21 protein-coding genes are annotated in these 21577 nt (G+C 68.5%); 7 read left to right on the top strand and 14 right to left on the bottom strand.

The genetic code is table 11. From position 1 onward, the window contains the following. From AC07NC_RS16795 to trmB, 8 genes are all read right to left on the bottom strand, one after another. On the bottom strand, positions 1–578 hold a 578-nt coding region (locus AC07NC_RS16795; protein ID WP_494570219.1), incomplete at its 3' end, for a translation initiation factor IF-2 associated domain-containing protein. A gap of 106 nt (positions 579–684) precedes the next feature. Further along, positions 685–1359 (bottom strand): RNA-binding protein, encoded by a 675-nt coding sequence (locus AC07NC_RS16790; RefSeq protein WP_008264043.1) that lies wholly within the window; start codon positions 1357–1359, stop codon positions 685–687. Between the two features lie 18 nt (positions 1360–1377). After that, a complete protein-coding gene (gene nusA / locus AC07NC_RS16785) occupies positions 1378–3141 on the bottom strand; it encodes a transcription termination factor NusA (RefSeq protein ID WP_494570218.1) in 1764 nt (587 codons plus the stop codon). After that, entirely contained in the window at positions 3141–3740 is a 600-nt protein-coding gene (gene rimP, locus AC07NC_RS16780; protein ID WP_154727033.1) for a ribosome maturation factor RimP, read from the bottom strand. The genes nusA and rimP overlap by 1 nt, the downstream gene beginning before the upstream one ends. Before the next feature lie 151 nt (positions 3741–3891). Then, the gene (locus AC07NC_RS16775; protein ID WP_494570217.1) at positions 3892–4395 is read right to left on the bottom strand and encodes a DUF1993 domain-containing protein; all 504 of its coding nucleotides are present in this window, start codon (positions 4393–4395) and stop codon (positions 3892–3894) included. A gap of 86 nt (positions 4396–4481) precedes the next feature. After that, positions 4482–6458 carry a HAMP domain-containing methyl-accepting chemotaxis protein gene (locus AC07NC_RS16770; protein ID WP_494570220.1) on the bottom strand — a complete coding sequence of 659 codons (1977 nt, stop codon included), beginning with the start codon at positions 6456–6458 and terminating at the stop codon, positions 4482–4484. Between the two features lie 232 nt (positions 6459–6690). Beyond that, a complete protein-coding gene (locus AC07NC_RS16765; RefSeq protein ID WP_494570216.1) occupies positions 6691–8613 on the bottom strand; it encodes a methyl-accepting chemotaxis protein in 1923 nt (640 codons plus the stop codon). A gap of 97 nt (positions 8614–8710) precedes the next feature. After that, positions 8711–9412, bottom strand: a complete 702-nt coding sequence (trmB, locus tag AC07NC_RS16760) for a tRNA (guanosine(46)-N7)-methyltransferase TrmB (protein ID WP_494570215.1) — start codon at positions 9410–9412, stop codon at positions 8711–8713. 189 nt (positions 9413–9601) lie between these two features. Between trmB and AC07NC_RS16755 the strand changes: the two genes are divergently transcribed. Both AC07NC_RS16755 and AC07NC_RS16750 read left to right on the top strand, forming a co-directional pair. Next, positions 9602–11089, top strand: coding sequence for an amidohydrolase (locus tag AC07NC_RS16755; RefSeq protein WP_494570214.1), 1488 nt, complete (start codon positions 9602–9604; stop codon positions 11087–11089). Further along, positions 11089–12444 (top strand): amidohydrolase family protein, encoded by a 1356-nt coding sequence (locus AC07NC_RS16750; protein WP_494570213.1) that lies wholly within the window; start codon positions 11089–11091, stop codon positions 12442–12444. Before AC07NC_RS16755 ends, AC07NC_RS16750 begins: the two co-directional genes overlap by 1 nt. Before the next feature lie 62 nt (positions 12445–12506). On the opposite strand, the gene AC07NC_RS16745 is transcribed toward AC07NC_RS16750, so the two are convergent. Then, positions 12507–13916, bottom strand: coding sequence for a coniferyl aldehyde dehydrogenase (locus tag AC07NC_RS16745; protein WP_494570212.1), 1410 nt, complete (start codon positions 13914–13916; stop codon positions 12507–12509). 438 nt (positions 13917–14354) lie between these two features. Between AC07NC_RS16745 and AC07NC_RS16740 the strand changes: the two genes are divergently transcribed. Further along, a complete protein-coding gene (locus AC07NC_RS16740; protein ID WP_156796386.1) occupies positions 14355–14843 on the top strand; it encodes a hypothetical protein in 489 nt (162 codons plus the stop codon). 181 nt (positions 14844–15024) lie between these two features. Here AC07NC_RS16740 and AC07NC_RS16735 read toward each other — a convergent pair whose 3' ends face one another. Continuing rightward, positions 15025–15483 carry a hypothetical protein gene (locus AC07NC_RS16735; protein WP_494570211.1) on the bottom strand — a complete coding sequence of 153 codons (459 nt, stop codon included), beginning with the start codon at positions 15481–15483 and terminating at the stop codon, positions 15025–15027. 209 nt (positions 15484–15692) lie between these two features. Here AC07NC_RS16735 and AC07NC_RS16730 point away from each other — a divergent pair, with 209 nt between their 5' ends. Next, a complete protein-coding gene (locus AC07NC_RS16730) occupies positions 15693–16163 on the top strand; it encodes a YaiI/YqxD family protein (protein WP_492072198.1) in 471 nt (156 codons plus the stop codon). After that, positions 16160–16561, top strand: a complete 402-nt coding sequence (gene arfB / locus AC07NC_RS16725) for an alternative ribosome rescue aminoacyl-tRNA hydrolase ArfB (protein ID WP_494570210.1) — start codon at positions 16160–16162, stop codon at positions 16559–16561. Before AC07NC_RS16730 ends, arfB begins: the two co-directional genes overlap by 4 nt. Positions 16562–16563: 2 nt before the next feature. On the opposite strand, the gene AC07NC_RS16720 is transcribed toward arfB, so the two are convergent. From AC07NC_RS16720 to AC07NC_RS16705, 4 genes are read right to left on the bottom strand one after another with little or no spacing between them, the layout of a single operon-like run. Beyond that, positions 16564–17031, bottom strand: coding sequence for a hypothetical protein (locus AC07NC_RS16720; protein ID WP_494570209.1), 468 nt, complete (start codon positions 17029–17031; stop codon positions 16564–16566). A gap of 13 nt (positions 17032–17044) precedes the next feature. Continuing rightward, the gene (ubiB, locus tag AC07NC_RS16715; protein WP_494570208.1) at positions 17045–18622 is read right to left on the bottom strand and encodes a 2-polyprenylphenol 6-hydroxylase; all 1578 of its coding nucleotides are present in this window, start codon (positions 18620–18622) and stop codon (positions 17045–17047) included. After that, positions 18610–19398, bottom strand: a complete 789-nt coding sequence (locus tag AC07NC_RS16710) for a class I SAM-dependent methyltransferase (RefSeq protein ID WP_008259087.1) — start codon at positions 19396–19398, stop codon at positions 18610–18612. The genes ubiB and AC07NC_RS16710 overlap by 13 nt, the downstream gene beginning before the upstream one ends. A 31-nt stretch (positions 19399–19429) precedes the next feature. Continuing rightward, entirely contained in the window at positions 19430–20164 is a 735-nt protein-coding gene (locus tag AC07NC_RS16705; protein ID WP_008260814.1) for a Crp/Fnr family transcriptional regulator, read from the bottom strand. A gap of 150 nt (positions 20165–20314) precedes the next feature. Between AC07NC_RS16705 and AC07NC_RS16700 the strand changes: the two genes are divergently transcribed. Together AC07NC_RS16700 and AC07NC_RS16695 are read left to right on the top strand one after the other, a co-directional pair. After that, complete coding sequence (locus AC07NC_RS16700) at positions 20315–20620, top strand: 4a-hydroxytetrahydrobiopterin dehydratase (protein ID WP_292148788.1); 306 nt, start codon at positions 20315–20317, stop codon at positions 20618–20620. Continuing rightward, entirely contained in the window at positions 20617–21420 is an 804-nt protein-coding gene (locus tag AC07NC_RS16695) for an SDR family oxidoreductase (protein WP_494570207.1), read from the top strand. Before AC07NC_RS16700 ends, AC07NC_RS16695 begins: the two co-directional genes overlap by 4 nt. The last annotated feature ends 157 nt before the right edge of the window (positions 21421–21577 follow it).

Raw genomic sequence — 21577 nt, 5'->3', positions numbered from 1 at the left:
GCGATCACGCCGATGCGGTCGGCAGGGGCGGCCGTCAGCTTGGCGGCCTGGGCGCGGGCGGCTTCGGCGGCGGCCTGAGCGGCGGCGGCCTCGTCGCGGGCCGCCTGGGCGGCGCGTTCCGTGGCGGCGGCGCGTTCGCGTTCGGCGGCTTCACGCGCGGCCTTCTCGGCGACGGCGGCGCGTTCACGCTCGGCGTTGGCCTGGGTCGCGACGGCGATGGCGCGACGACGGGCTTCCTGCTCCTCAGGCGACAGGGCGCCGCCGACGGGTTGCGACGTGCGCTGACCCTGCGGACGGTTCTGCGACGACGACTGCTGCGGACGCGCCACGTCGAAGCCCTGCGGGCGTTGCGGCCCGCCGGCGCCGGGTCGACGCTTGGTCTCGACCACCACCGTCTTGGACCGCCCGTGGCTGAAGCTCTGCTTGACGGTCCCGGTCGGGACCGATCCCACAACGCGCGGCTTCAGGCTCAGCGGGGCGCGCGGCCCCGTCTGGGACGGCGTGCCGCCCTGATTGCCCTGGCTCGCACCTTGGCCCGAACCCTGGCCTTGGTTGGTCTTGTCGTTTTCGTCGCTCATCCGGTCGCTTTACTAGGGGCGGAAAATCCCGCCGTCGTCTCAATGCACATGAACGACCGTGAGCCCGTCTCCGCCCTTGGAGACAGGCCCTCGGCCGCCAAAATCCTCAGCTCGCCCCACCTTTATCAAGGTCAGTCGGGGTTGCTCCCGCCGATCCGTCCCCGTCCCTGGGAATATCCCAGTGAGCGGGGCGAAGCGGCCGAAATCCAGCCAGTCGTTCGACCTCCATGGTCCAACGCTCGGCCCTTCCGCCCGCAAGCAGGACGGCGTGTATCGCATTTTCCAGCCCAAGGGCCAAACTCAAATCGTCCACAGTGAACGCGCCGCAGACTTTCGCGGTCTGATGGCGGGCCAGGGCGAGGATTTTGCCACGCCCGTCGGCCGAGCCGTCGGCGGCCTCGATCACCCAGGCGACCTTGCCGGCCCGCAGATTGGCGGCGGACTTTTCGAAGCCAGAGATAAGCACGCCTTCGCGCCGGGCAAGACCCAGCTGGTCGAGACAGCGCCGGAACAGCAGCCGTTCGACGATATCGGCCAGGTCGGCCGGGGCGGTCAGCTTCATCTTGGCGGCGCGGGTGAAGCCGTTCTTCTTGACCGCCGTCTCGATCGACGTGCGGCTGGCTTCGACCCACAGGCCGCGGCCGGGCAGTTTCCTGCCCAGGTCGGGAACCACCTGGCCATCGGGCCCGGCGACGAAACGGATCAGGCGAGATTCGTCCATGACCTCGTGAGAGACGAGGTCCCGGCGTTCCCGATCAATCGTTGCGTCGCGCAAGCTCATATGTGGCCAGGTCTCCCATCACGCGTTCGACGGTTCGGAGTCGTCCTCGGCGAGGACCTCCGCATCGTCGGCAGTTGCGTCTGAACCGTCGGCGTCGGCTTCGGTTTCAGCCGGCGCGTCGCCGAAGACCTGATCCGGGTCGTATTCGCCGTCGGCGAATTCTTCCTCTTCCTCTTCCGGCGCGGGCTGCGGCAGTTCCGAGGCGTCGATCCAGCCGGCGGCCACACGGGCCTGCAGGATCAGCATTTCGGCGTCTTCCTGGGCCAGGTTGAAGCTTTCCAGCACGCCCGGGACCTTGACCCGTTCGCCGTTCTTCACTTCGTAGCCGCCGCGGATCTCGTCGGTGGCCAGGTCGGCCAGGTCCTCGACGGTCTTGACCCCGCCTTCGCCCAGGGCGACGGCCATGGCCAGGGTCACGCCCGGCACCTGCAGCACGCCGTCCTCGACGCCCAGTTCGACGCGCTTGGCGTCCAGCTCGGCGGCCTTGCGGTCCAGGAAGTCGCGGGCGCGGGCCTGCAGCTCCTCGGCGGTCTCCTCGTCGAAGCCTTCGATCTCCGAGACTTCATAGGGGTCGACATAGGCCAGGTCTTCGATCGTGGCGAAGCCTTCGGTGACCAGCAGCTGGGCGATGACCTCGTCCACGTCCAGGGCTTCCTGGAACAGGCCGGTGCGCTCGCTGAACTCGCGCTGGCGACGCTCAGAGTCCTGGGACTCGGTGATGATGTCGATCTGCCAGCCGGTCAGCTGGGAGGCTAGGCGGACGTTCTGGCCGCGACGGCCGATGGCCAGCGACAGCTGTTCGTCGGGCACCACGACTTCCACGCGGCCGGCTTCTTCGTCGAGCACGACCTTGGAGACTTCGGCCGGGGCCAGGGCGTTGACGATGAAGGTGGGCTCGTCCGGGTTCCACTGGATGATGTCGATCTTCTCGCCCTGCAGTTCGGCGACGACCGCCTGAACGCGCGAGCCGCGCATGCCGACGCAGGCGCCGACGGGATCGATCGAGCTGTCGTTCGACAGGACGGCCATCTTGGCGCGCGAGCCCGAGTCACGGGCCGCGGCGCGGATCTCGATCACCCCGTCATAGACTTCCGGCACTTCCTGGGCGAACAGCTTGGCCATGAAGCCCGGATGGGCGCGCGACAGCATGACCTGCGGGCCCTTGGCCTCGGGCCGGACGTCATAGATGTAGGTGCGGATCCGGTCGCCGATGTTGAACACTTCGCGCGGGATGGACTGGTCGCGGCGCATTACGCCCTCGCCCCGGCCCAGATCGACGATGGTGTTGCCGTATTCGACGCGCTTGACCGTGCCGTTGACGATCTCGCCGACGCGATCCTTGAACTCTTCGTACTGGTTGGCGCGCTCGGCCTCGCGGACCTTTCCGGTCACGACCTGGCGGGCCATCTGGGTCTGGACGCGGCCGAACTCGAACGGCGGCAGGGTCTCGACATATTCCTTGCCGACCACGGCTTCCGGGTCGCGCTTCAGGGCGTCCTTCAGGCGCACCATGGCGCTGTCGTTGAACTCTTCCAGCTCGTCTTCCGGCTGCCAGTCGTCCTCGACGATGGTGACGTGACGGGTCAGGGCCAGTTCGCCGGTCTTGTGGTCGATCTTGGCGCGGATGTCGTGGTGGGCGCCGTAACGCGACTTGGCGCCCTTCTGGATCGCTTCTTCAATCGCCTCGATGACGACTTCGCGTTCGATGTTCTTCTCGCGGGCCACGGCCTCGGCGATCTGCAGCAGTTCGAGGCGGTTGGCGGAAATACCGGTGACGGCCATCAGGCGTTGTCCTCAGAAGGGGTCGTGGTGTCGGTTGTGTCTTCGGCGGCTTCCCCTTCGGGCAGGCCGTCGTCTTCAGGTTCGCCGCGCGCGGCGCGAATGGCGGCGCCCCGTTTCATCAGGGCGTCGGTCAGGACCAGTTTCGCATCGCTCAACCAGTCGAAGGGGATCAGGGCGGTCTCTTCCTCGCCGTCCAGGTCGATCAGGACATTGCCGTCCTCATAGCCGGCCAGCACGCCCTTGAAGCGCTTGCGGCCCTCGATCATCCGGTCCGTCTCCAGCCGCGCCTCCTCGCCCTCGAACAGGTCGAAGTCGAGCGGACGGGTCAGGGGCCGGTCGATGCCGGGCGACGAGACTTCCAGCATATATTCGCCGGCGATCGGGTCGGCGGCGTCGAACACCTCCGACACGGCGCGGCTCAGCTTGGCGCATTGTTCGACCGAGATGTCGTGGTCGGACGGACGCTCGGCCATGATCTGCAGACGCTGGCGTTTGGAGCCGGTCATCAGGCGGACGCGCACGATCTCGAGGCCCAGCGACTCCGCAATGGGGTCGATCAGCTCGAGCAGTTGGCGGTCCTGGGCGGTTCTTGCGCGCAAGCGGCGATTATCCAAAACAAAAGCGGCGGTCCGTCCGGGCCGCCGCTTGGAACGACGCCGTTGGACGCCGGTCTAACGATGTGGAGGGCCATATAGGCGTTTCACATTCGCTTGTCAGCCCTCTTTGTGTCGGGGGGCGCGGGCGTTGGGCTCAGATCAGCGCCAGCCGCCCCAGATAATCCATCTTGCTCAGCGGCACGCCTTCCTTGCGCAGGATGGCGTAGGCGGTCGTGACGTGGAAATGGAAGTTCGGCAGGACGAAGCTGGTCAGATAGCCCAGGCCGTCGAAATTCATCTCGCGGCTCGGTGTCTTCAGCGTCACCGGCCGGGTCTCGGCTCCGGCGAAGGCGGCGGGGTCCACGCTGTCGATGAAGGCGATGGTGCGGGCGATCCGGTCCTTCAGTTCGGCGAAGTTCGTCTCGTCATCCGCCATGGCCGGGTTGTCGACGCCGGCCAGCCGCGCCACGGCGCCCTTGGCCGAGTCTGACGCCAGCTGAACCTGGGCGGCCAGGGGGCGCATGTCCTCGTGAAGCCGGGCCTGGATCAGGACGGCTTCGTCAAACCCCTCCGCCAAGGCCTTGTCCAGAAGGCCGGACAGATTGGTCAGGCCGCGCACGAGGATGGGCGAGGCGACGTCGTAGATCGAGAGGGTCATTCCAGGGATCCGGCCAGGGCTTTGGTGAGGAGGCCATAGCTGGGCGGTTCATCGCCGCGGCGCCAGCCCCCGCTCCACCTCCGGCCCTAGAATTCTTCCCAGCCCTCCGAAGCAGGCGCGGCCTGGGGTGCGGCCTCGACCTTCAGCGCCGCGCCGCCGCGACCGAGAGTCTTCAGGGCGGCGACCATATGGTTCGAACGGGCGGGAGCGGGGGCGCCGGGCCTCGACGCCGCGCGGGGCGCGGGCGCGGTGGCGAGGGCCGATGCGGTTTCGCCGACCTTGAACTGGGCCACCGAGGCCTGCAGGGTCTCGGCCTCCTGGGCAAGCGAATGGCTGGCGGCGGTCGACTGCTCGACCATGGCGGCGTTTTGCTGGGTGACCTGGTCCATCTGGTTGACGGCGGTATTGACCTGGGCCAGGCCGACGGCCTGTTCCTGGGCCGAGGCGGCGATCTCCGACACCAGGCCGTCGATCTCGGCGACCCGGTCCACGATCCGTTGCAGGGCCTCGCCGGTCTGACCGACCAGTTTCACGCCCGAACCGACCTGATGGGTCGAGGCCGAGATCAGGGTCTTGATCTCCTTCGCCGCCTCGGCCGAACGCTGGGCCAGGGCGCGGACTTCCGACGCCACGACCGCAAAGCCACGCCCAGCCTCGCCCGCGCGGGCCGCCTCGACCCCGGCGTTCAGGGCCAGCAGATTGGTCTGGAAGGCGATTTCGTCGATGACGCCGATGATCTGGTTGATCTGCGCCGAAGACCCCTCGATCGCGTGCATGGCCGAGACGGCGTCGCGGACGATGACGCCCGAGGTTTCCGCGTCGCCCTTGGCCGACTGGACCACGTCCGAGGCCTGGCGCGCGCCCGAGGCGGTCTTGTTCACCGTGGCGGTGATCTCGTCCAGGGCGGCGGCCGTTTCCTCCAGGCTGGCCGCCTGCTGTTCGGTGCGGCGCGACAGGTCGTCGGCGGCCTGCGAAATCTCGCCGGCGCCCGAGCGGATGCCCGCCACATTGCCCAGGACCACGCCCATGGCCTGCTGCAGCTGGGCGATGGCGGTGTTGAAATTGGTCTTCAGCTTGGCGTAGTCGCCGGGGAAATCATGAGTGATGCTGTAGGTCAGGTCGCCGCGCGTCAGGTGTTCCAGACCCTCGCCCAGGGCCGCGACCACGGTCGCCTGTTCGCGGGCCAGGGCGTCCGCCGCGCGCTGGTTGCGGGCCCGCTCCTCGTCCGACTGGTTGCGCAGGGCCGCGCCCTCGGCCTCCAGCTGCATCTTCTCGATGGCGGCGTCGCGGAAGGCGATCAGGGCGACGCCCATCTTGCCCAGTTCGTCCTTGCGTTGGGCGTGGGGCACGTCGATCGTGGTGTCGCCGGCCGACAGCCGCCCCATCCGGTCGCCCATGCCCGACAGGGCGCCGACGATGGACCGCGCCACGACAAGGCCGGCGGCCAGGGCGGCGATGGTCGCCACCGCGATGGCGATCAGGGTAGTCAGCGCCGCCGCATCGACCTTTTGCGAGGCCTGCGCCGACTCCTCGGCGGTCAGTTCGACCTTGGCGTTGGTGAAGGCGGTCAATTTCGTGATCAGATCCGCCATCCTGGCGTCCATCTCGGTCAGCACGGGACGCCCCGCCACCGCGTCATTGGCCAGGCCCAGCTCGACAGACCGCGCGGCCAGGGCGCGGACTTCGTTCAAGGGGCCGCGGAAGCCCTCGATCTCGTCCTTCCACTGCGGCGCGATGGATCCCGCCTCCACCAGCAAGGTCTCGATCGCCTCGATTTTTTCCTTCGCCTGATCGGCCGCCTGGCGCGCCTCGGCCGAGGCGCCGTCATAGACGAAGACCTTGTAGGTGTCGTAGCCGAGGCCCTGAAGGGTCCGGTTGACCCGGATCATCCTCACCAGGGCGACGTTGTCCACATCGACCAGCCGGCTGTAGTCGGCGTCGATCTTCTTCATCTCCCAGGCGCTGTAGGCGGCGCCCCCCAGCCCCACCAGGGCCAACAGGATCAGGGGCACGATGATCTTCACGGCGATCTTCGTATCGGACAGGATCTTGTTCAAGGCCATCTCCAGGCGCCAAAGCACGGACAGGATTCAAGAATCTTGAACCCTGGCTTCAGGCGCTCCGCTGGGCATGCGGCCCCGGAAGAACGGACAATCCAGTCCCCAGAAGCGACACAGGGGTGAAACCTGAAACCTGGGAGAATGTGGCGTCCCGGATCGGGACGAATCGTAAACGCGGCGTTAGGGCAAACTACATATACCGCCGCTCCCTCAGCGGCGACCTGCGCCTACGACGTCAGAACTCTTCCCAACCTTCGGACTCGACCTGAGGCTTGGGCGCCGCGCCGCCGCGACCGACGGTCTTCAGCGCCTGAACCAATTGGCGGGCGGGCGCCGCGCGGGCCGGCGTCAGCGCGGCGACCGACGCGGCGCCGCTCGTCCCGACCTTGAACTGGGCCACCGAGGCTTGCAGAGACTGGGCTTCCTGCGACAGCGAATGGCTGGCGGCGGTCGACTGCTCGACCATCGCGGCGTTTTGCTGCGTCACCTGGTCCATCTGGTTCACGGCCGTATTGACCTCGGCTAGGCCGATGGCCTGTTCCTGGGCCGAGGCGGCGATTTCCGACACCAGGCCGTCGATCTCGGCGACCCGGTCCACGATCCGCTGCAGGGCCTCGCCGGTCTGACCGACCAGTTTCACGCCCGAGCCGACCTGGTGGGTCGAGGTCGAGATCAGGGTCTTGATTTCTTTCGCCGCCTCGGCCGAACGCTGGGCCAGGGCCCGGACTTCGGACGCCACCACAGCAAAGCCGCGACCGGCCTCGCCGGCTCGGGCCGCCTCGACCCCGGCGTTCAGGGCCAGCAGATTGGTCTGGAAGGCGATCTCGTCGATGACGCCGATGATCTGGTTGATCTGGGATGACGAACCCTCGATCGCCTGCATGGCCGAGACCGCGTCGCGGACGATGACGCCCGAGGTTTCCGCGTCGCCCTTGGCCGCCTGAACCACGTCAGAGGCCTGACGCGCGCCCGAGGCGGTCTTGTTCACCGTGGCCGTGATCTCGTCCAGGGCCGCCGCCGTCTCTTCCAGCCCCGCCGCCTGTTGTTCGGTGCGGCGCGACAGGTCGTCGGCGGCCTGCGAAATCTCGCCGGCGCCCGAGCGGATGCCGGCGATATTGGCCACCACCACCGCGACGGCCTGCTGCAGCTGGGCGATGGCGGCGTTGAAGTCGGTCTTCAGCTGCGCCGCCTTGGGCGCGAACTCGGCCTCGATCCGATAGGTCAGATCGCCGTCAGCCATGGCCGACAGCCCCTGGCCCAGGGCTGCGATGGTGACGCGGTCGGCTTCGGCCTCGGCGGCCTTCTCGGCCTCGCGCGCGGCCCGTTCCTGTTCGCTCATCGAGCGTTGCGACAGGGTCTCGGCCTCCAGCCGGTCCTTCTCGATGGCGGCGTCGCGGAAGATCGCCAGGGCCGAGGCCATCTTGCCGATCTCGTCGCCGCGCTTGACGCCGGGAATCTCGGAGGTCTTGTCGCCGTCCGCCAGGCCGCGCATGCGCCGCTCCAGCGCCACCACCGGGGCCGACACGGACCGGCCGATGAACCAGCCCGTCGCCCCGACCGCCAGCAGCACCAGCAGGGCCATGGAGCCCAGGGCCAGGGCCGCCTTGCCCACGGCCGCCGCGATCTGGTCGGTATAGACGCCCGAGCCGATCACCCAGCCCCAGGGGGCGAAGCCCTTCACATAGGAGATCTTGGGCGAGGCCCCGTCCTGGTTCGGCTTGGCCCACTGATAGTTGACGAAGCCCTCGCCGTCCTTCTGAACCACGGCGACGAATTCCTTGAACATCAGCACGCCGTCGGCGTCCTTGTTCTCGCTCAGGTCCTTGCCGTTCAGCGCCGGCTTCATCGGGTGCATCACCATGGTGGGATGCATGTCGTTGATCCAGAAATAGTCGTCGGCGCCGTAACGCATGGCCCCGACAGCGGCCTTGGCGGCGGTCTGGGCCTGAACACGGGTCAGGCGACCGGCCTGTTCCTCGGCCTGGTAGTGAGCGACGACACTGTAGGCGATCTCTACGGACTTCCTGGTGCGGTCAGCGATGTCGTCGCGCATCACGGCGTCCAGCCGCATCAGGGACAGACCCGTGACGACCAGAAGCCCCACCATGGTCACCAAGGCCAGGAGATTAATCCTGCCGCCGATCGTCAGCGCCTTCATAGCCCACCCAATCTTATATTAATTGGGACAATGACTAATGAAGTTCGTTAAACACCCGTCAAAGGAGTGAATACGTAAAATCACTTATTTGTCGTCTTCAGGGTTTCCGTAGAAATTCCAAGAAGATGGGCGCCGTGTCCCCCAGCCGCTTCTCCTCGTAGCGTGTAATCACATGGTCCGCAGGGGGCAGGAACCAGTCCTGGTCCGCCGCCCCGATTCGCTCCAGCCCGGGCGTCCGCTCCAGCCGCTCCAGCGTCCATTCGGCGTAGTCGCGCCAGTCGGTGACGAACCGCAGCGTCCCGCCCGGCTTCAGGATGCGGGCGAAGGCCTGGGCCGTCTCGTCCTGCAACAGGCGGCGCTTGTTGTGCCGCGCCTTGTGCCAGGGGTCGGGGAACAGGATCAGCACCCGGTCGACCGAGGCGTCCGGCAGGGCGTCGACCAGGTCGCGCGCGTCGTCGGCGTGGATGCGCACATTCTTCAGCCCGCCCTCCTCGACATGGCGCAGGGCCGAGGCGACCCCGTTCAGGAAGGGCTCGCAGCCGATCACCAGGGCGTCGGGCCGCGTCGCCGCCTGGGCCGCCATATGTTCCCCGCCGCCGAACCCGATCTCCAGCCACACCTCGACCGCCTCGGGCATCATCGCCTTCGGGTCCAGCGGACCGGCCTTGGGATCGGGCACGGCGATCTGAGGCAGCAGCGTCTCCATCAGCGCCGCCTGTCGCGGCTTGATCGGCCGCGCCTTGATCCGGCCGAACGACCGCAGCGGCCGGTCGAGATGGGGGTTTTCGTCGTCGTTCATGCGCGTGCCGTTAGCGGTCCCAGGCCGGAGCGTCCAGACCATCCGCTCTCACCTCCCCATTCGCCTTCCCGAACGGGGAGGCGCACCACTCAATGAACATCGAAATCTTTTGACGCCTCCGTCAGATGACCCTCCTATGACGGCGCAAGACACGTCGGGCTGGCGTGTCAGTGGGGAAGAGGGGATCTGATGATCGGACATCATCTGCGGGGCGTCAGCCTCGCGGCCATAGGCTTTGCTATGCTCGGCCTGCCTATGCTGAGCTTGGCGGCCTGCGCCACGACCGGCGCGGAATCGGAAACGGCGGCGCCGTCCAAGGACAAGACCCTGGCCGCAGGCCTGGATCCGGCGACCACCCTGAACCCCTATCCGTCCACCTATCAACCCTTGCCGCGCGAGAATTTCGCCGTGGTCGGGGCGACCGTCCTGACCGGCGCGGACCGCAAGATCGACAATGGCGTGGTCGTGGTCACCGACGGCAGGATCGCCGCCGTCGGTGACGCCTCGACCCCCGTCCCCGCCGGCTATCGCGTCGTCGAGGCGCGCGGCCGCTATGTCACCCCCGGGATCATCGACGTCCACAGCCACCTGGGCGTCTATCCGTCGCCCGGGGTGCAGGGCATGAGCGACGGCAATGAGGCGACCAGCCCGAACACCGCCCAGGTCTGGGCCGAACATTCGCTGTGGCCTCAGGATCCCGGCTTCAACACCGCCCGCGCCGGCGGCGTCACCACGCTTCACATCCTGCCCGGCTCGGCCAATCTGTTCGGCGGCCGGGGCGTGACCATCCGCAACACGCCCTCGATCACCATGCAGGGCATGAAGTTCCCGGACGCCCCCTATACGATCAAGATGGCCTGCGGCGAGAACCCCTCGCGGGTCTATGGCTCGCGCAACCAGAGCCCGGCGACCGGCATGGGCAATATGGCCGGCTACCGCGCCGCCTTCATCGCCGCGCGCGACTACAAGGCCAAGTGGGACAAGTGGCGCGAGACCGGCGAGGGCGCGGCCCCGACCCGCAATCTGCAGAACGAGACCCTGGTCGGGGTGCTGGACGGGTCGATCCTGATCCAGAACCACTGCTACCGCGCCGACGAAATGGCCATGATGATCGATATGGCCAAGGAGTTCGGCTACCGCATCACCACCTTCCACCACGCCACCGAGGCCTACAAGCTGGCGCCGCAACTGGCCCAGAACGGCATCTGCGCGGCCATGTGGACCGGCTGGTGGGGCTTCAAGATGGAGGCCCTGGACGCCATCGAGGAGAACGCCGCCCTGGTGGACGCGCAACAGGGCTCGTGCGCCGTCATCCACTCCGACGACGCCGAACTGACTCAACGGTTGAATCAGGAGGCCGCCGCCGCCCTGTCGGCCGGTCGTCGCGCCAGACTGAACATCTCGGAAGAACACGCCATCGGCTGGATCACCTCCAACGCCGCCAAGGCCATCGGCATCGCCGACCAGACCGGCTCGCTGGAGGCCGGCAAGCGCGCCGATGTGGTGATCTGGAGCGCCGATCCCTTCTCCATCTACGCCCGCGCCGACCAGGTCTTCATCGACGGCGCCCTGACCTTCGACCGGACCAACCCCGCCTATCAGCCGACCAGCGATTTCGAGCTGGGCCAGCCGGGCTATGGCCTGACCGCCGCCAACGTCGCCGAAGGAGCCCGCTGATGCGTCTGTCCCACATCCTCGCGGGCGCCGTCGCCGCCCTGTCTCTCGCCGCCCCGGCTCTCGCCCAGGACACCGTCGCCATCGTCGGCGGACGCGTCCTGACCGGAACCTCGGTCATCGAGCGCGGCACGGTCGTGATCCGCGACGGCAAGATCGTCTCGGTCGGAACCGCTGCGGCCCCGTCCGGCGCCCGCGTCATCGACGCGACCGGCAAGACGGTCGCCCCCGGCTTCGTCGCCGTCGATTCCGGCCTGGCCGGGACCGAGGTCGGCGCCGTCGGCGGCACCAACGAACTGCGCAACAGCGCCAACACCCTCAGCGCCGCCTTCGACATCTCCTACGGCCTGGACCCCTGGTCCTTCACCCTGCCGGTGGCGCGACTGGGCGGCATCACCCGCGCCGTCGTCGTGCCCCAGCACCCCGGCTCCTCCGGCGGCCATGTGCATGAGGACGAGACGGCCGGCGCCGGCGACGGCGGCTATCAGACGCCCGGCCTGTTCGCCGGTCAGGCGGCGGTCATCGACCTGGGCCCAGACTTGATAAACGGCGACGCCAACATCCTGGTCAAGCCGCGCGTGGCCATGGTCGCCCCGTTCGGCGAGGCCGGGGCCGACATCGCCGGCGGCGCCCGCGGCGCCGAGTTCGTCCTGTTCAAGGAAACCCTGGCCGAGGTCCGCCTCTACGCCCGCAACAAGTCCGCCTACGAACGGGCGGGCCTGCGCGACCTCAGCCTGTCGCGCGCGGATCTGGAGGCCCTGATCCCGGTCGCCAACGGCTCCATGCCCCTGATCGTCAGCGTCCACCGGGCGTCGGACATCCAGCAGGTGCTGCGTCTGGCGCGCGAGGAAGGGATCAAGCTGATCCTGGACGGCGCCGAGGAAGGCTGGCTGGTCGCCGGCGACATCGCCGCGGCGGGCGTACCCGTCCTGCTGAACCCCATCTCCAACCTGCCCAGCGATTTCGAGATGCGGGCGGCGCGGATGGAGAATGCGGCGGCCCTGAACGCGGCCGGCGTGGTCATCGCCATCAAGGGCAATGAGGGCTCGACCCACCGCGCCCGCGAGGCCCGCTACAACGCCGGCAACGCCGTCTCGCACGGCCTGCCTTACGGCGCCGCCATCGCCGCCCTGACGGTCAATCCGGCCAGGATCTTCGGCATGGCCGGACAGTTCGGCCAGATCGCGCCGGGCGCCGCCGCCGACGTCGTGGTCTGGTCCGGCGACCCGCTGGAGCCGCTCAGCCAGCCCTCGGCCGTCTTCATCGACGGGGTCGAGCAACCGTTGACCAGCCGCGCCCTGCTGCTGCGCGACCGTTATCGTCAACAGACGCCGATGCCGCCGGCCTATCGCAACTGACGGCCTTTCAGGTCTGAACGGAAAGGGCGGGACCGCAGGGTCCCGCCCTTTTTCGTCTCCGCCTACCGGGCCAGAAACCGCAGGGCCGTGCGCGCCAGCCGGCCCGCCGCCCCGTCCCACGGCGGCCCCAGCCGTTCGAAGGCGTTCACCGGCCCCGCGTCATAGACCGCCCGCGCATGGCTGAAGCGTTTGAAGCCCTCACGGCCGTGATAGGCGCCCAGGCCGCTGGGGCCGACCCCGCCGAACGGCAGGTCGTTCTGGGCGATATGGAGCATGGTCCCGTTCAGGGTCACGCCGCCCGACAGGCCGGACCCCAGGATCCGATCCCGCGTCCGCGCCTGGTTGGTGAAGCCGTACAGGGCCAGCGGCCGGGGCCGGGCGGCCACGAAGGCCAGGGCTTCATCCAGGCTGTCGTATCCGACCACCGGCAGGACCGGGCCGAAGATCTCCTCCTGCATCAACAGGCCGTCGGTCGGCGGGTTCAGCACCAGGGTCGGGGCGATCTTGCCGTTGTCCCCCTCGCCCGCATCGGGGTGTTCCAGCACCACGGCCCCCGCCGCGCGGGCCGCCGCCACCGCCTCGCGCAGCCGCACCCGGTGGCGTTCGCTGATCACCCCGCTGTAGTCGGGATTGTCCTGAAGCGTCGGATAGGCCCGCCGCGCCTGCTCCAGCACGGCCTCGGCGAAGACCCGGACCTGACCGGCCGGGACCAGGGCGTAGTCGGGGGCGATACAGGTCTGGCCCGCGTTCAGGAATTTGCCGAAGGCGATCGACCGCGCCGCCTTGTCCAGCGGATAGTCGGGCGCCACCACCGCCGGCGACTTGCCGCCCAGCTCCAGCGTCACCGGGGTCAGATTGTCCGCCGCCGCCCGCATCACCTCGCGCCCTACCCGCGTCGATCCGGTGAAGACCAGATGGTCGAAGGCCAGACGCGAAAAGGCCTGGGCCGTGTCCACCCCGCCGTTGACCACCGTCAGCACCGCCGGATCGAACCGCTCGGCCACGGCGGCCTCCAGCAGGGCGCCGAAGGCGGGCGTCAGTTCGGACGGCTTGATCATCACCCGATTGCCCGCCGCCAGGGCGTCCACCGTCGGCCCCAGGGCCAACAGCAGCGGATAGTTCCACGGCGCGATCACCCCGACCACGCCCAGGGGCTCATGCCGGATCCAGGCCCGCGACGGCTGGAACATCAGGTCCACCGGCCGCCGCTCGTCCCGCATCCACCGCCCCAGATGGGCGCGCGCATGGTCCAGGCTGCGGATCAGGGGCGTGACCTCCAACAGCCCCGTCTCCATCGCCGACCGCGCCCCGAAATCCGCATCTATGGCCCGTGCAAAGGCCTCGCGCCGCTCCAGCACCAGGGCCTTCAGCGTCTCCAGCCGCCCGCGCCGCACCTGGGCCGACGCAGCCCCCTCCGCCCGCGAGGCCGCGCGCTGAAGCCCGAACCGGTCCGAGAGCCCGTCGTGTGTCATCGCATCCAGACCCTTCGCCGCGCCGGCCGCAATCGCCCGACCGCCCCCACTTCTCAAACCCGCCCCGGCCGGGGTCAAGCCCCATCCCCAAACCTGTCTCCTCCCCCTCTGGGGGAGGTGGATCGGCGCATAGCGCCGAGACGGAGGGGGCGCGTCCGCACGACCGGCGCCTCTTGCGGACCGCTGCGATCCGGGTCCAAATGGTGCGCTGACGACTGCGGGAGGGCAGACGATGTCGAAACTGAGCCTTGCCTTGTGGGCGGCCCTCGCCACCTTCCTAATAGGGACTTTCCGGACCAGTTTTCCGGCTGAATGGGGCGGACGCCCCGGCCTGTTCGCCCTGGTCGTCGTGGCCATTTCGACGCTCGCCTGGACCATCGAATACATACGTCGGCGGCAGCGCCTAGGCGACAGACGCTAGATTCAAACCGGCCACGCATGCCGATATTCCGAAACCCCTGGCTACAGGCCGTACTCCTGGGCGCAGGCCTGTTCGCCCTATCCCTGCTCATCCGAGCGGCGGCCAATATGGTCGTCGGCAGTTTCACCGCCGGCCCCGGCGCGCCGGACGCCATGGTCGCAGCCCAGGATACGGTCTCGCGGTTCGCCTATGGGTTTCTCCTGGCCGTGTTTCTGCCTGCGGTGATCGAGACGCCGCTGGTCGTCTGGGCGGTCCGGCGCGCCCGCGACGACGCCCCCAGCCTCGGGCTGGCCTTCATCATCGCGATCATTGCGGCGCTCGCCTGGCTGTTGCACGGCATGAGCCCCGGCTCGCTCGGCCAGGCGACCGCCTTCGCCGTGATGGCCTACGCCGCCTGGGGTTGGTCGCGACGGCTGGGACGGCTTCGCGCCTACGCCCTGCCGACCCTGTCGCACGCCGTCTGGAACAGCATCGGCCTGGCCCTCTTCATGGCCAACCCAAGCTGAGCCCAGCCCCCGACCTGCCGCCCCCACACCCGACACCTCCACCTCTGGGGGACGCAGCGCGGCGCGTCTTCCGCGCCGTGACGGAGGGGGTGTGTCCGCAAGACCGGCGCCTTTGCGGCGTCCAGAGCCTCCACCGCTAGAAGACAGGGCACAAACCCTACGCAGCCGCATATTCGCGTTGCTAAGCAGCTGGTTTTCGCTTCGGCTGTCCAAGCGCTAAGAAGTTTTGGTTCTGAGCTTTGAGTCGCGGCGGCAATGCCGCGCTCGCAGATTTATCTTGTCGCCATATGACAGCGTCGATTTCGATAATCGAACTGCCCGCATAACCTTCCGTCACACAGACCATTGCGGCTTCAAATAGGCCAAAGCATCGCAGCTCTTTTCCATTAGAATCAACGATATCCCAACCAGCGCGCGACCAATGCTCTATGTCTCTAAGCATGTCGTCATCTGTCTCGCCCGTGTCGAGATACGCCCATTCGAAATAATCTTCTGGCCTCCCCTCGATACCGAACACGTCACGGATCACCTTCGCGACCTTGCGATCCAAATCGTGATCAACTTTCGTGCCTGTCAGTTCATTCAGGACAACTCGATTCTCGATCTCGGAGACGCCAGGGACTTTAAAGAGTTGAACCATCGAATCGATCCGTTTTGTTCACTTTATGTTCGTTTGGATGGTAGCGTTCGTCAAGTCGGAGCTGTGAAGAGCCCGAGTCCGCCACAGACGCACCGGGCGTATGGATCCTCGGCACAAGGCCGAGGATGACGAATGAGAGGGAGAGCGCCGCAGGCGCAGGCGGTGACCGGGTATCGACGACCCGCCCCCGTCCGCGCTAGGTCAGGCCCATGCCGACCGCCCTCTACATCGACGCCGACGCCTGCCCGGTGAAGGAGGAGGTCTATCGCGTCGCGCGGCGCTATGGGCTGAAGACCTATGTGGTCTCCAACGGCTGGATGCAGGTCCCGCGCGAGGCCCTGATCGAACAGGTGGTGGTGGACGCCGGGCCGGACGTGGCCGACGACTGGATCGCCGAACGGGCAGGCGTGGGCGATGTGGTCATCACCGCCGACATCCCCCTGGCCGACCGCTGCCTGAAGGCCGGCGCCCAGGCGCTGAAGTCCAACGGCCAGCCCTTCACCCCGGACTCCATCGGCTCGGCCCTGGCCGGGCGGATGGTGGGCGAGCATCTGCGGTCGATGGGGGTGGCGACGTCCGGCCCTCCGCCGTTTTCGGCCGCCGACCGGTCGCGGTTTCTTCAGGCCCTGGACCAGGCCGTGGTCAAGGCGCGTCGGGTCGCCCCCCCGAGCCAGCCATGACGACGATCCCCGAGGACGAGCTGGAGTTCCACTTCTACCGCGCCGGGGGACCGGGCGGCCAGAACGTCAACAAGGTCTCGACCGCCGTCCAGATGCGGTTCGACGTGAAGAACTCCCCCAGCCTGACCGAGCCGGTCAAGGCGCGGCTGATGAAGCTGGCCGGCAGCCGGCTGACGCTGGACGGGGTGATCCTGATCACCGCCGTCCGCCACCGCACCCAGGAGCGCAACCGCGCCGACGCGATCGAACGGCTTCAGGCCCTGGTGGACGAGGCCTCGATCAAGCCCGTCTTCCGCGTCCCGACCCGGCCGACCAAGGCCTCGAAGGAGCGCCGGCTGAAGGCCAAGACCAGCCGCGCCTCGATCAAGTCGGGACGCGGCCGGCCGACGCTGGACTAAACTCAGCTCTCGACCGGACGGAACAGCAGGGCGGCGATCTTGTCGTCGGCGTCGAAGCCGATCACCCATTCGGTGACCTGGTTGTCGAAGGTCACCTTGAACAGATGGGCCTCGCCTTCCGGCCGTTCGAAGGCGACGGTCTTGACCGCGCCGAAGCCCTTGACCAGCGGCGCGACCTGATCCGCCTGCTGGCGGATCTGGGCCGCCAGGCTGTCGGTGAAGACCGAATAGTCGAAGCCGGGACCCTGGGCCGCCGCGATCACGGCGCGCAGCGCCTCTTCAGATCGGGCGATGTCGGGCGCGGTCGCCGCAACGGCGGGAGCGGTCGGCGCCGGCAGGGCCGGTTGAGATTGCGCCTGGGTCGGCCGGTCGAAACTGTTCGGCACGGCGCCGGCTGCGGCGCCGCCGGATTGGGCGATTGCGGAGGCCGGGGCCAGAAGCAGGGCTACGGCGATCAGGGTCGTCTTCATGCGAAGGCTCCGGTCAGGACAGATAGGGCCAGAGCGAAAGGCCCAGGGCCGTCAGGGCCGCGATGACCGCGACCGTGACTGAAGCCGTCACCCAAGCGGGAGTTCCCGACTTTTCGATGACCACCGTCGCGGGACGCGGCGGCTCCTGCACCAGGCGCGAGATGGCGCGCGCCGCCGCGATCATCTCGTTCAGGGCGTCGCGCGCCTGGGCCTGGGGCCCCAGCTCGCGGCGGATCCAGCGTTCGACCACCGGCTGGGCCGCCTTCCACAGGTCGTGGTCCGGCTGAAGCCGGCGCGCCACGCCTTCGACCGAGACCATGGTCTTCTGCAGCAGGATCAGTTCGGGCCTCAGCCGCATGTCGAACAGGGCGGTGATCTCGAACAACTGGCCCAGCAGCCGGCCCATCGACACCTGGCTGGCGGCGCGTCCGATCACCGGCTCGCCCACGGCGCGCAGGGCCTGGGCGAAGGTCTCGACCGAATGGTGCGGCGGCACATAGCCGGCCTCGAAATGGACCCGGGCGATCCGGTCGTAGTCGCGACTGATGAAGCCCCACAGGATCTCGGCCAGATAGCGCCGCTCGGCCGGACCCAGCCGCCCGACGATGCCGAAGTCGATGGCGGTCAGATGGGCCGGGGCGCTGGCGAACAGATTGCCCTCGTGCAGGTCGGCGTGGAACACCCCGTGGTCCAGGGCCTGAACCAGGAAGGCGCGCACCACATTGTCGGCCAGCAGATCGACATCCAGGCCCGGCAGGTCCGCCAGGGCCGGATCGGTCATGGGCAGCCCTTGCGCCCATTCCAGCGTCAGCACCCGCTTGCCCACCCCGTCCCAGACGACGGCGGGGGCTGACATATAGCCGTCCTTGGCCATGACATCGGCCATCTCGCTGGCGGCGGCCGCCTCCAGCCGCATGTCCAGCTCAAGATCCATCGAATTGGCGATGGTCTCGACGAAGGCCTGGGGTTCGAGCCGGCGCGACAGGGGAACCAGCCGCCAGACCAGGGCGGCGCCCAGCCGCATGGCGTCCAGGCCGTCGGCGACGCGGCGCTCGACCCCCGGCCGCAGCACCTTGACCGCCACGGCCCGGCCGTCGGCCAGGGCCGCCCGGTGCGCCTGGGCCAGGGAGGCGGCGGCGACCGGCGGGCTCAGGTCGGTGAACAGGCTCTCGACCGGCCGGCCCAGCGACTTCTCTATCTCGCGCCGCGCCTCTTCCAGCGGGAAGGGCGGCAGGGCGTCCTTCAACCGGCCCAGGTCGCGCGCGAACTGCAGGCCGAAGATGTCGGCGCGGGTGGCCAGGACCTGGCCCAGCTTGATCGCCACCGGCCCCAGATGTTCGAACGCCTTGCCCAGCCTCTGGCCCGGCCGGCCCTGACGTCCGTCGCGGCCGGACAGCATCTGCACGGCGCGGGCGAAGGGCCGGGCCCAGACGGGCAGCAGGGGATTGGCCTCGCGCGGGATCAGGGCGTCATGACGCGCCAGAACCCACAGCCAGCCCAGCAGGCGCAGAAAGGCCGCCACCGGGTTCTGCACCGCCACGGCGGGCGGCGGCGGCGGGGCCGTGCGATAGATCCGGGTCAGATCGCCCACCCGTGGTGGATGGCGGCGATCCCGCCCGACAGATTGGTCACCGACACGCGCTTGAAGCCGGCGTCCTCGATCAGGGCCTTGAAGGCCGCCTGGTCCGGGAAGCGGCGGATGCTCTCGACCAGATACTGATAGCTGTCGCGATCCTTGGCCACCCAGCCGCCGATGCGCGGAATGGCGTGGAAGGACCAGGCGTCATAGGCCGCGCGGATCGGCCCGGTCGTCGGGCGCGAGAACTCCAGGCACAGGAACCGGCCGCCCGGCTTCAGCACGCGCCGCGCCTCGGCCAGGGCCTTGTCGATATGGGCCACGTTGCGGATGCCGAAACTGATCGAATAGGCGTCGACCGAGGCGTCCGGCAGGGGCAGGGCCATGGCGTCGCCGACCGACCAGCTCATCTCCGGCTCGCCGCCCTTGTGCACCCCGGCCAGGATCATCTCGGCGTTGTAGTCCAGCACGATCACCGAGGCGTCCTCGCCGCCGCGTCGTTCCTGGGCCGCGCGCGCCATCTTGGAATAGCGCCGGGCCATGTCGCCGGTCCCGCCGGCCACGTCCAGTATGGTCTCGCCGGGCCGGGGGTTCAGCTTGGCCGCCGCCGCGTCCTTCCAGAGGCGGTGGACGCCCACGCTCATCAGGTCGTTCATGACGTCATAGCTGGAAGCGACGGAATCGAAGACCCCGCGCACCATCTTCACCTTCTCGCGCGCGTCCACGTCGCGGAAGCCGAAGGAGGAACGGTCGCCCGACGAATGCGGGCCGTGGGAGGAGGCGTCGGTCATGCGCGCGGTCTAGCGCGTCGCGGGCCGCCCGTCACGCGTCACTAGAGCCTGATCGCATCGCTTCCGACCCGGCTTGCGGCTGGGGCAGTTCGAGATCCTTCATCACCTCGCGCATCAGGCCGTAACAGCCGCACGACGCTTCCTCCAGCCCGTCGCGGTCCAGCACCCGGACCCAGCCCCGGCCCCGCTGGATCAGATCCTTGCCCTCCAGCACGGTCCCGACCTCGGAGACCGTGGCGCGGCGCACGCCCAGCATGCCGGCGATGTCGGCCTGGGTCAGGTCGATCCGGTCGTCCTCGGCCCGGTCGTGCAGGGTCAGCAGCCAGCGCGCCAACCGCTCGTCCAGCCGGTGCTGGGCGTTGCAAGCGGCGGCCTGCTGCACCTGGGCCATCAGGCCTTCGGTGAAGCGCGACAGGGCCTGGCGCAGGCCTTCGCTCTCATCCAGCGCCTCGCCGAACACCTCGGCCGAACAGCAGACGGCCACCCCGTCGCGCTGGGAGATGGCGCGGCTGGCGGCGCGGGCGTTGAACGGGCCGCAGGTCACACCGACCAGGCCCTCGCGCCCGATGGCGGCGGTCTCCACCATCTTGTCGTCCGGCAGGACGGTCATCAGCGACACCACCCCCTTCAGCGGGAACCAGACCTGATCGACCGCCTCGCCGGCGTCGTACAGCATCTGGCCGCGCGCGATCTGGTGCTCGCTCAGATGAGGTTCGATCCGCTTCCGGTCGGCCGCGTCCAGAGCGGCGAGCCACAGATTGTCCATATCCACTTCCTCCGCGCCAGAAACGGCGACGCTTTCGCGACGTCCGATAACGCCAGAGCTTGGTTATGCGTTCCGCGACCGTCGGAGACGTTTGCGCACGCTTGCCGCGATCCGCCGGGCGCCTTACGCCGGAAGAAAAGAGGAAAGCCCATGACCGACACTCGCCTTGACGTTGCGGAAACCCTGAAGACGCTGCCGGCCTGGCGCCCCCATGACGGCGACCGGGCGGCCATTTCGCGCAGTCTCAAGTTCGCTGATTTCAACGCCGCCTTCGGCTTCATGACCCGCGTCGCCCTGATGGCCGACAAGATGGATCACCATCCGGAATGGTCGAACGTCTATGACCGGGTCGAGGTGTTGCTGACCACCCATGACGCCGACGGCGTGACCGACAAGGACGTGACCCTGGCCCGGTTCATCGACCGCGCCGCCGCCGACATGGGAGCGATCTCGTGAGCGCCGCTTCCTCCGCCCGCCCCGGCCGCGTCGCCGGCAAGACCGTCCTGATCACCGGCGCCGCCGGCGGCCTGGGCGAGGCCATGGCCGCCATGATGGCCCGCGAGGGCGCCCGCCTGGCCCTGACCGACATCGACGGCGGCCGCGCCGCCGCCCTGGCCGAGCGCATCAACGCCGAAATCCCCGGCGCCGCCTTCGCCTACGCCCACGACGTGGCCAGCGAAGCCGATTGGGAACGGGTCATCGCCGCCGCCGTGGCCGACCTCGGCGGCCTGTCGGTCCTGGTCAACAACGCCGGCGTCGGCGGCCCCCTGGCCTTCGTCGAACAGGACACGGTCGACAACTGGCAGCGTCAGTACGAGATCAATCTGCGTTCGATCATGCTGGGCGCCAAATACGCCATGCCCCATCTGCGCGCCGCCGCCCCGGCCTCGATCGTCAATATCTCGTCCATCGCCGGCTTGGTCGCCGCCCCCGGCATGGGCGCCTACAACGCCACCAAGGCCGCCGTCTGGATGTACACCAAGACCCTGGCGCTGGAGGCGGCCAAGGCCGACTGGAACGTGCGCTGCAACTCGGTCCACCCGGTCTTCATCAAGACCCCGATCCTCGACCCCTTCATCGCCCTGGCCGGCGGCGACGAGGCCAAGGCCCACGAACGCCTGACCCGCGGCATCCCGCTGAAACGGATCGGCGAGCCGGACGACGTGGCCTACTGCGTCCTCTACCTCGCCTCCGACGAGTCCAAATTCGTCACCGGCTCCGAGTTCAAAATCGACGGGGGCATGACCGCGCAATAGGGCGCGCGCGCCCTATTGGTTTGTTTTAGGGCCTACCGCGCTTCGCGCTGCTTGAGGCCGGGGAGTCTTTTGGGCCTACCGCGCTTCGCGCTGCTTGAGGCCGGGGAGTCTTTTGGGCCTACCGCGCTTCGCGCTGCTTGAGGCCGGGGAGTCTTTT

The sequence above is a fragment of the Brevundimonas sp. GW821-FHT10A07 genome, assembly GCF_059415785.1.
This window is presented reverse-complemented; position numbering and strand designations above follow the sequence as displayed.

Coding starts and splice junctions, on each gene's coding strand:
- AC07NC_RS16790 (WP_008264043.1), bottom strand. CDS start 1,359: ATGAGCTTGCGCGACGCAACGATTGATCGGGAACGCCGGGACCTCGTC.
- nusA (WP_494570218.1), bottom strand. CDS start 3,141: ATGGCCGTCACCGGTATTTCCGCCAACCGCCTCGAACTGCTGCAGATC.
- AC07NC_RS16775 (WP_494570217.1), bottom strand. CDS start 4,395: ATGACCCTCTCGATCTACGACGTCGCCTCGCCCATCCTCGTGCGCGGC.
- AC07NC_RS16770 (WP_494570220.1), bottom strand. CDS start 6,458: ATGGCCTTGAACAAGATCCTGTCCGATACGAAGATCGCCGTGAAGATC.
- AC07NC_RS16765 (WP_494570216.1), bottom strand. CDS start 8,613: ATGAAGGCGCTGACGATCGGCGGCAGGATTAATCTCCTGGCCTTGGTG.
- trmB (WP_494570215.1), bottom strand. CDS start 9,412: ATGAACGACGACGAAAACCCCCATCTCGACCGGCCGCTGCGGTCGTTC.
- AC07NC_RS16755 (WP_494570214.1), top strand. CDS start 9,602: ATGATCGGACATCATCTGCGGGGCGTCAGCCTCGCGGCCATAGGCTTT.
- AC07NC_RS16750 (WP_494570213.1), top strand. CDS start 11,089: ATGCGTCTGTCCCACATCCTCGCGGGCGCCGTCGCCGCCCTGTCTCTC.
- AC07NC_RS16745 (WP_494570212.1), bottom strand. CDS start 13,916: ATGACACACGACGGGCTCTCGGACCGGTTCGGGCTTCAGCGCGCGGCC.
- AC07NC_RS16740 (WP_156796386.1), top strand. CDS start 14,355: ATGCCGATATTCCGAAACCCCTGGCTACAGGCCGTACTCCTGGGCGCA.
- AC07NC_RS16735 (WP_494570211.1), bottom strand. CDS start 15,483: ATGGTTCAACTCTTTAAAGTCCCTGGCGTCTCCGAGATCGAGAATCGA.
- AC07NC_RS16730 (WP_492072198.1), top strand. CDS start 15,693: ATGCCGACCGCCCTCTACATCGACGCCGACGCCTGCCCGGTGAAGGAG.
- arfB (WP_494570210.1), top strand. CDS start 16,160: ATGACGACGATCCCCGAGGACGAGCTGGAGTTCCACTTCTACCGCGCC.
- AC07NC_RS16720 (WP_494570209.1), bottom strand. CDS start 17,031: ATGAAGACGACCCTGATCGCCGTAGCCCTGCTTCTGGCCCCGGCCTCC.
- AC07NC_RS16710 (WP_008259087.1), bottom strand. CDS start 19,398: ATGACCGACGCCTCCTCCCACGGCCCGCATTCGTCGGGCGACCGTTCC.
- AC07NC_RS16705 (WP_008260814.1), bottom strand. CDS start 20,164: ATGGACAATCTGTGGCTCGCCGCTCTGGACGCGGCCGACCGGAAGCGG.
- AC07NC_RS16700 (WP_292148788.1), top strand. CDS start 20,315: ATGACCGACACTCGCCTTGACGTTGCGGAAACCCTGAAGACGCTGCCG.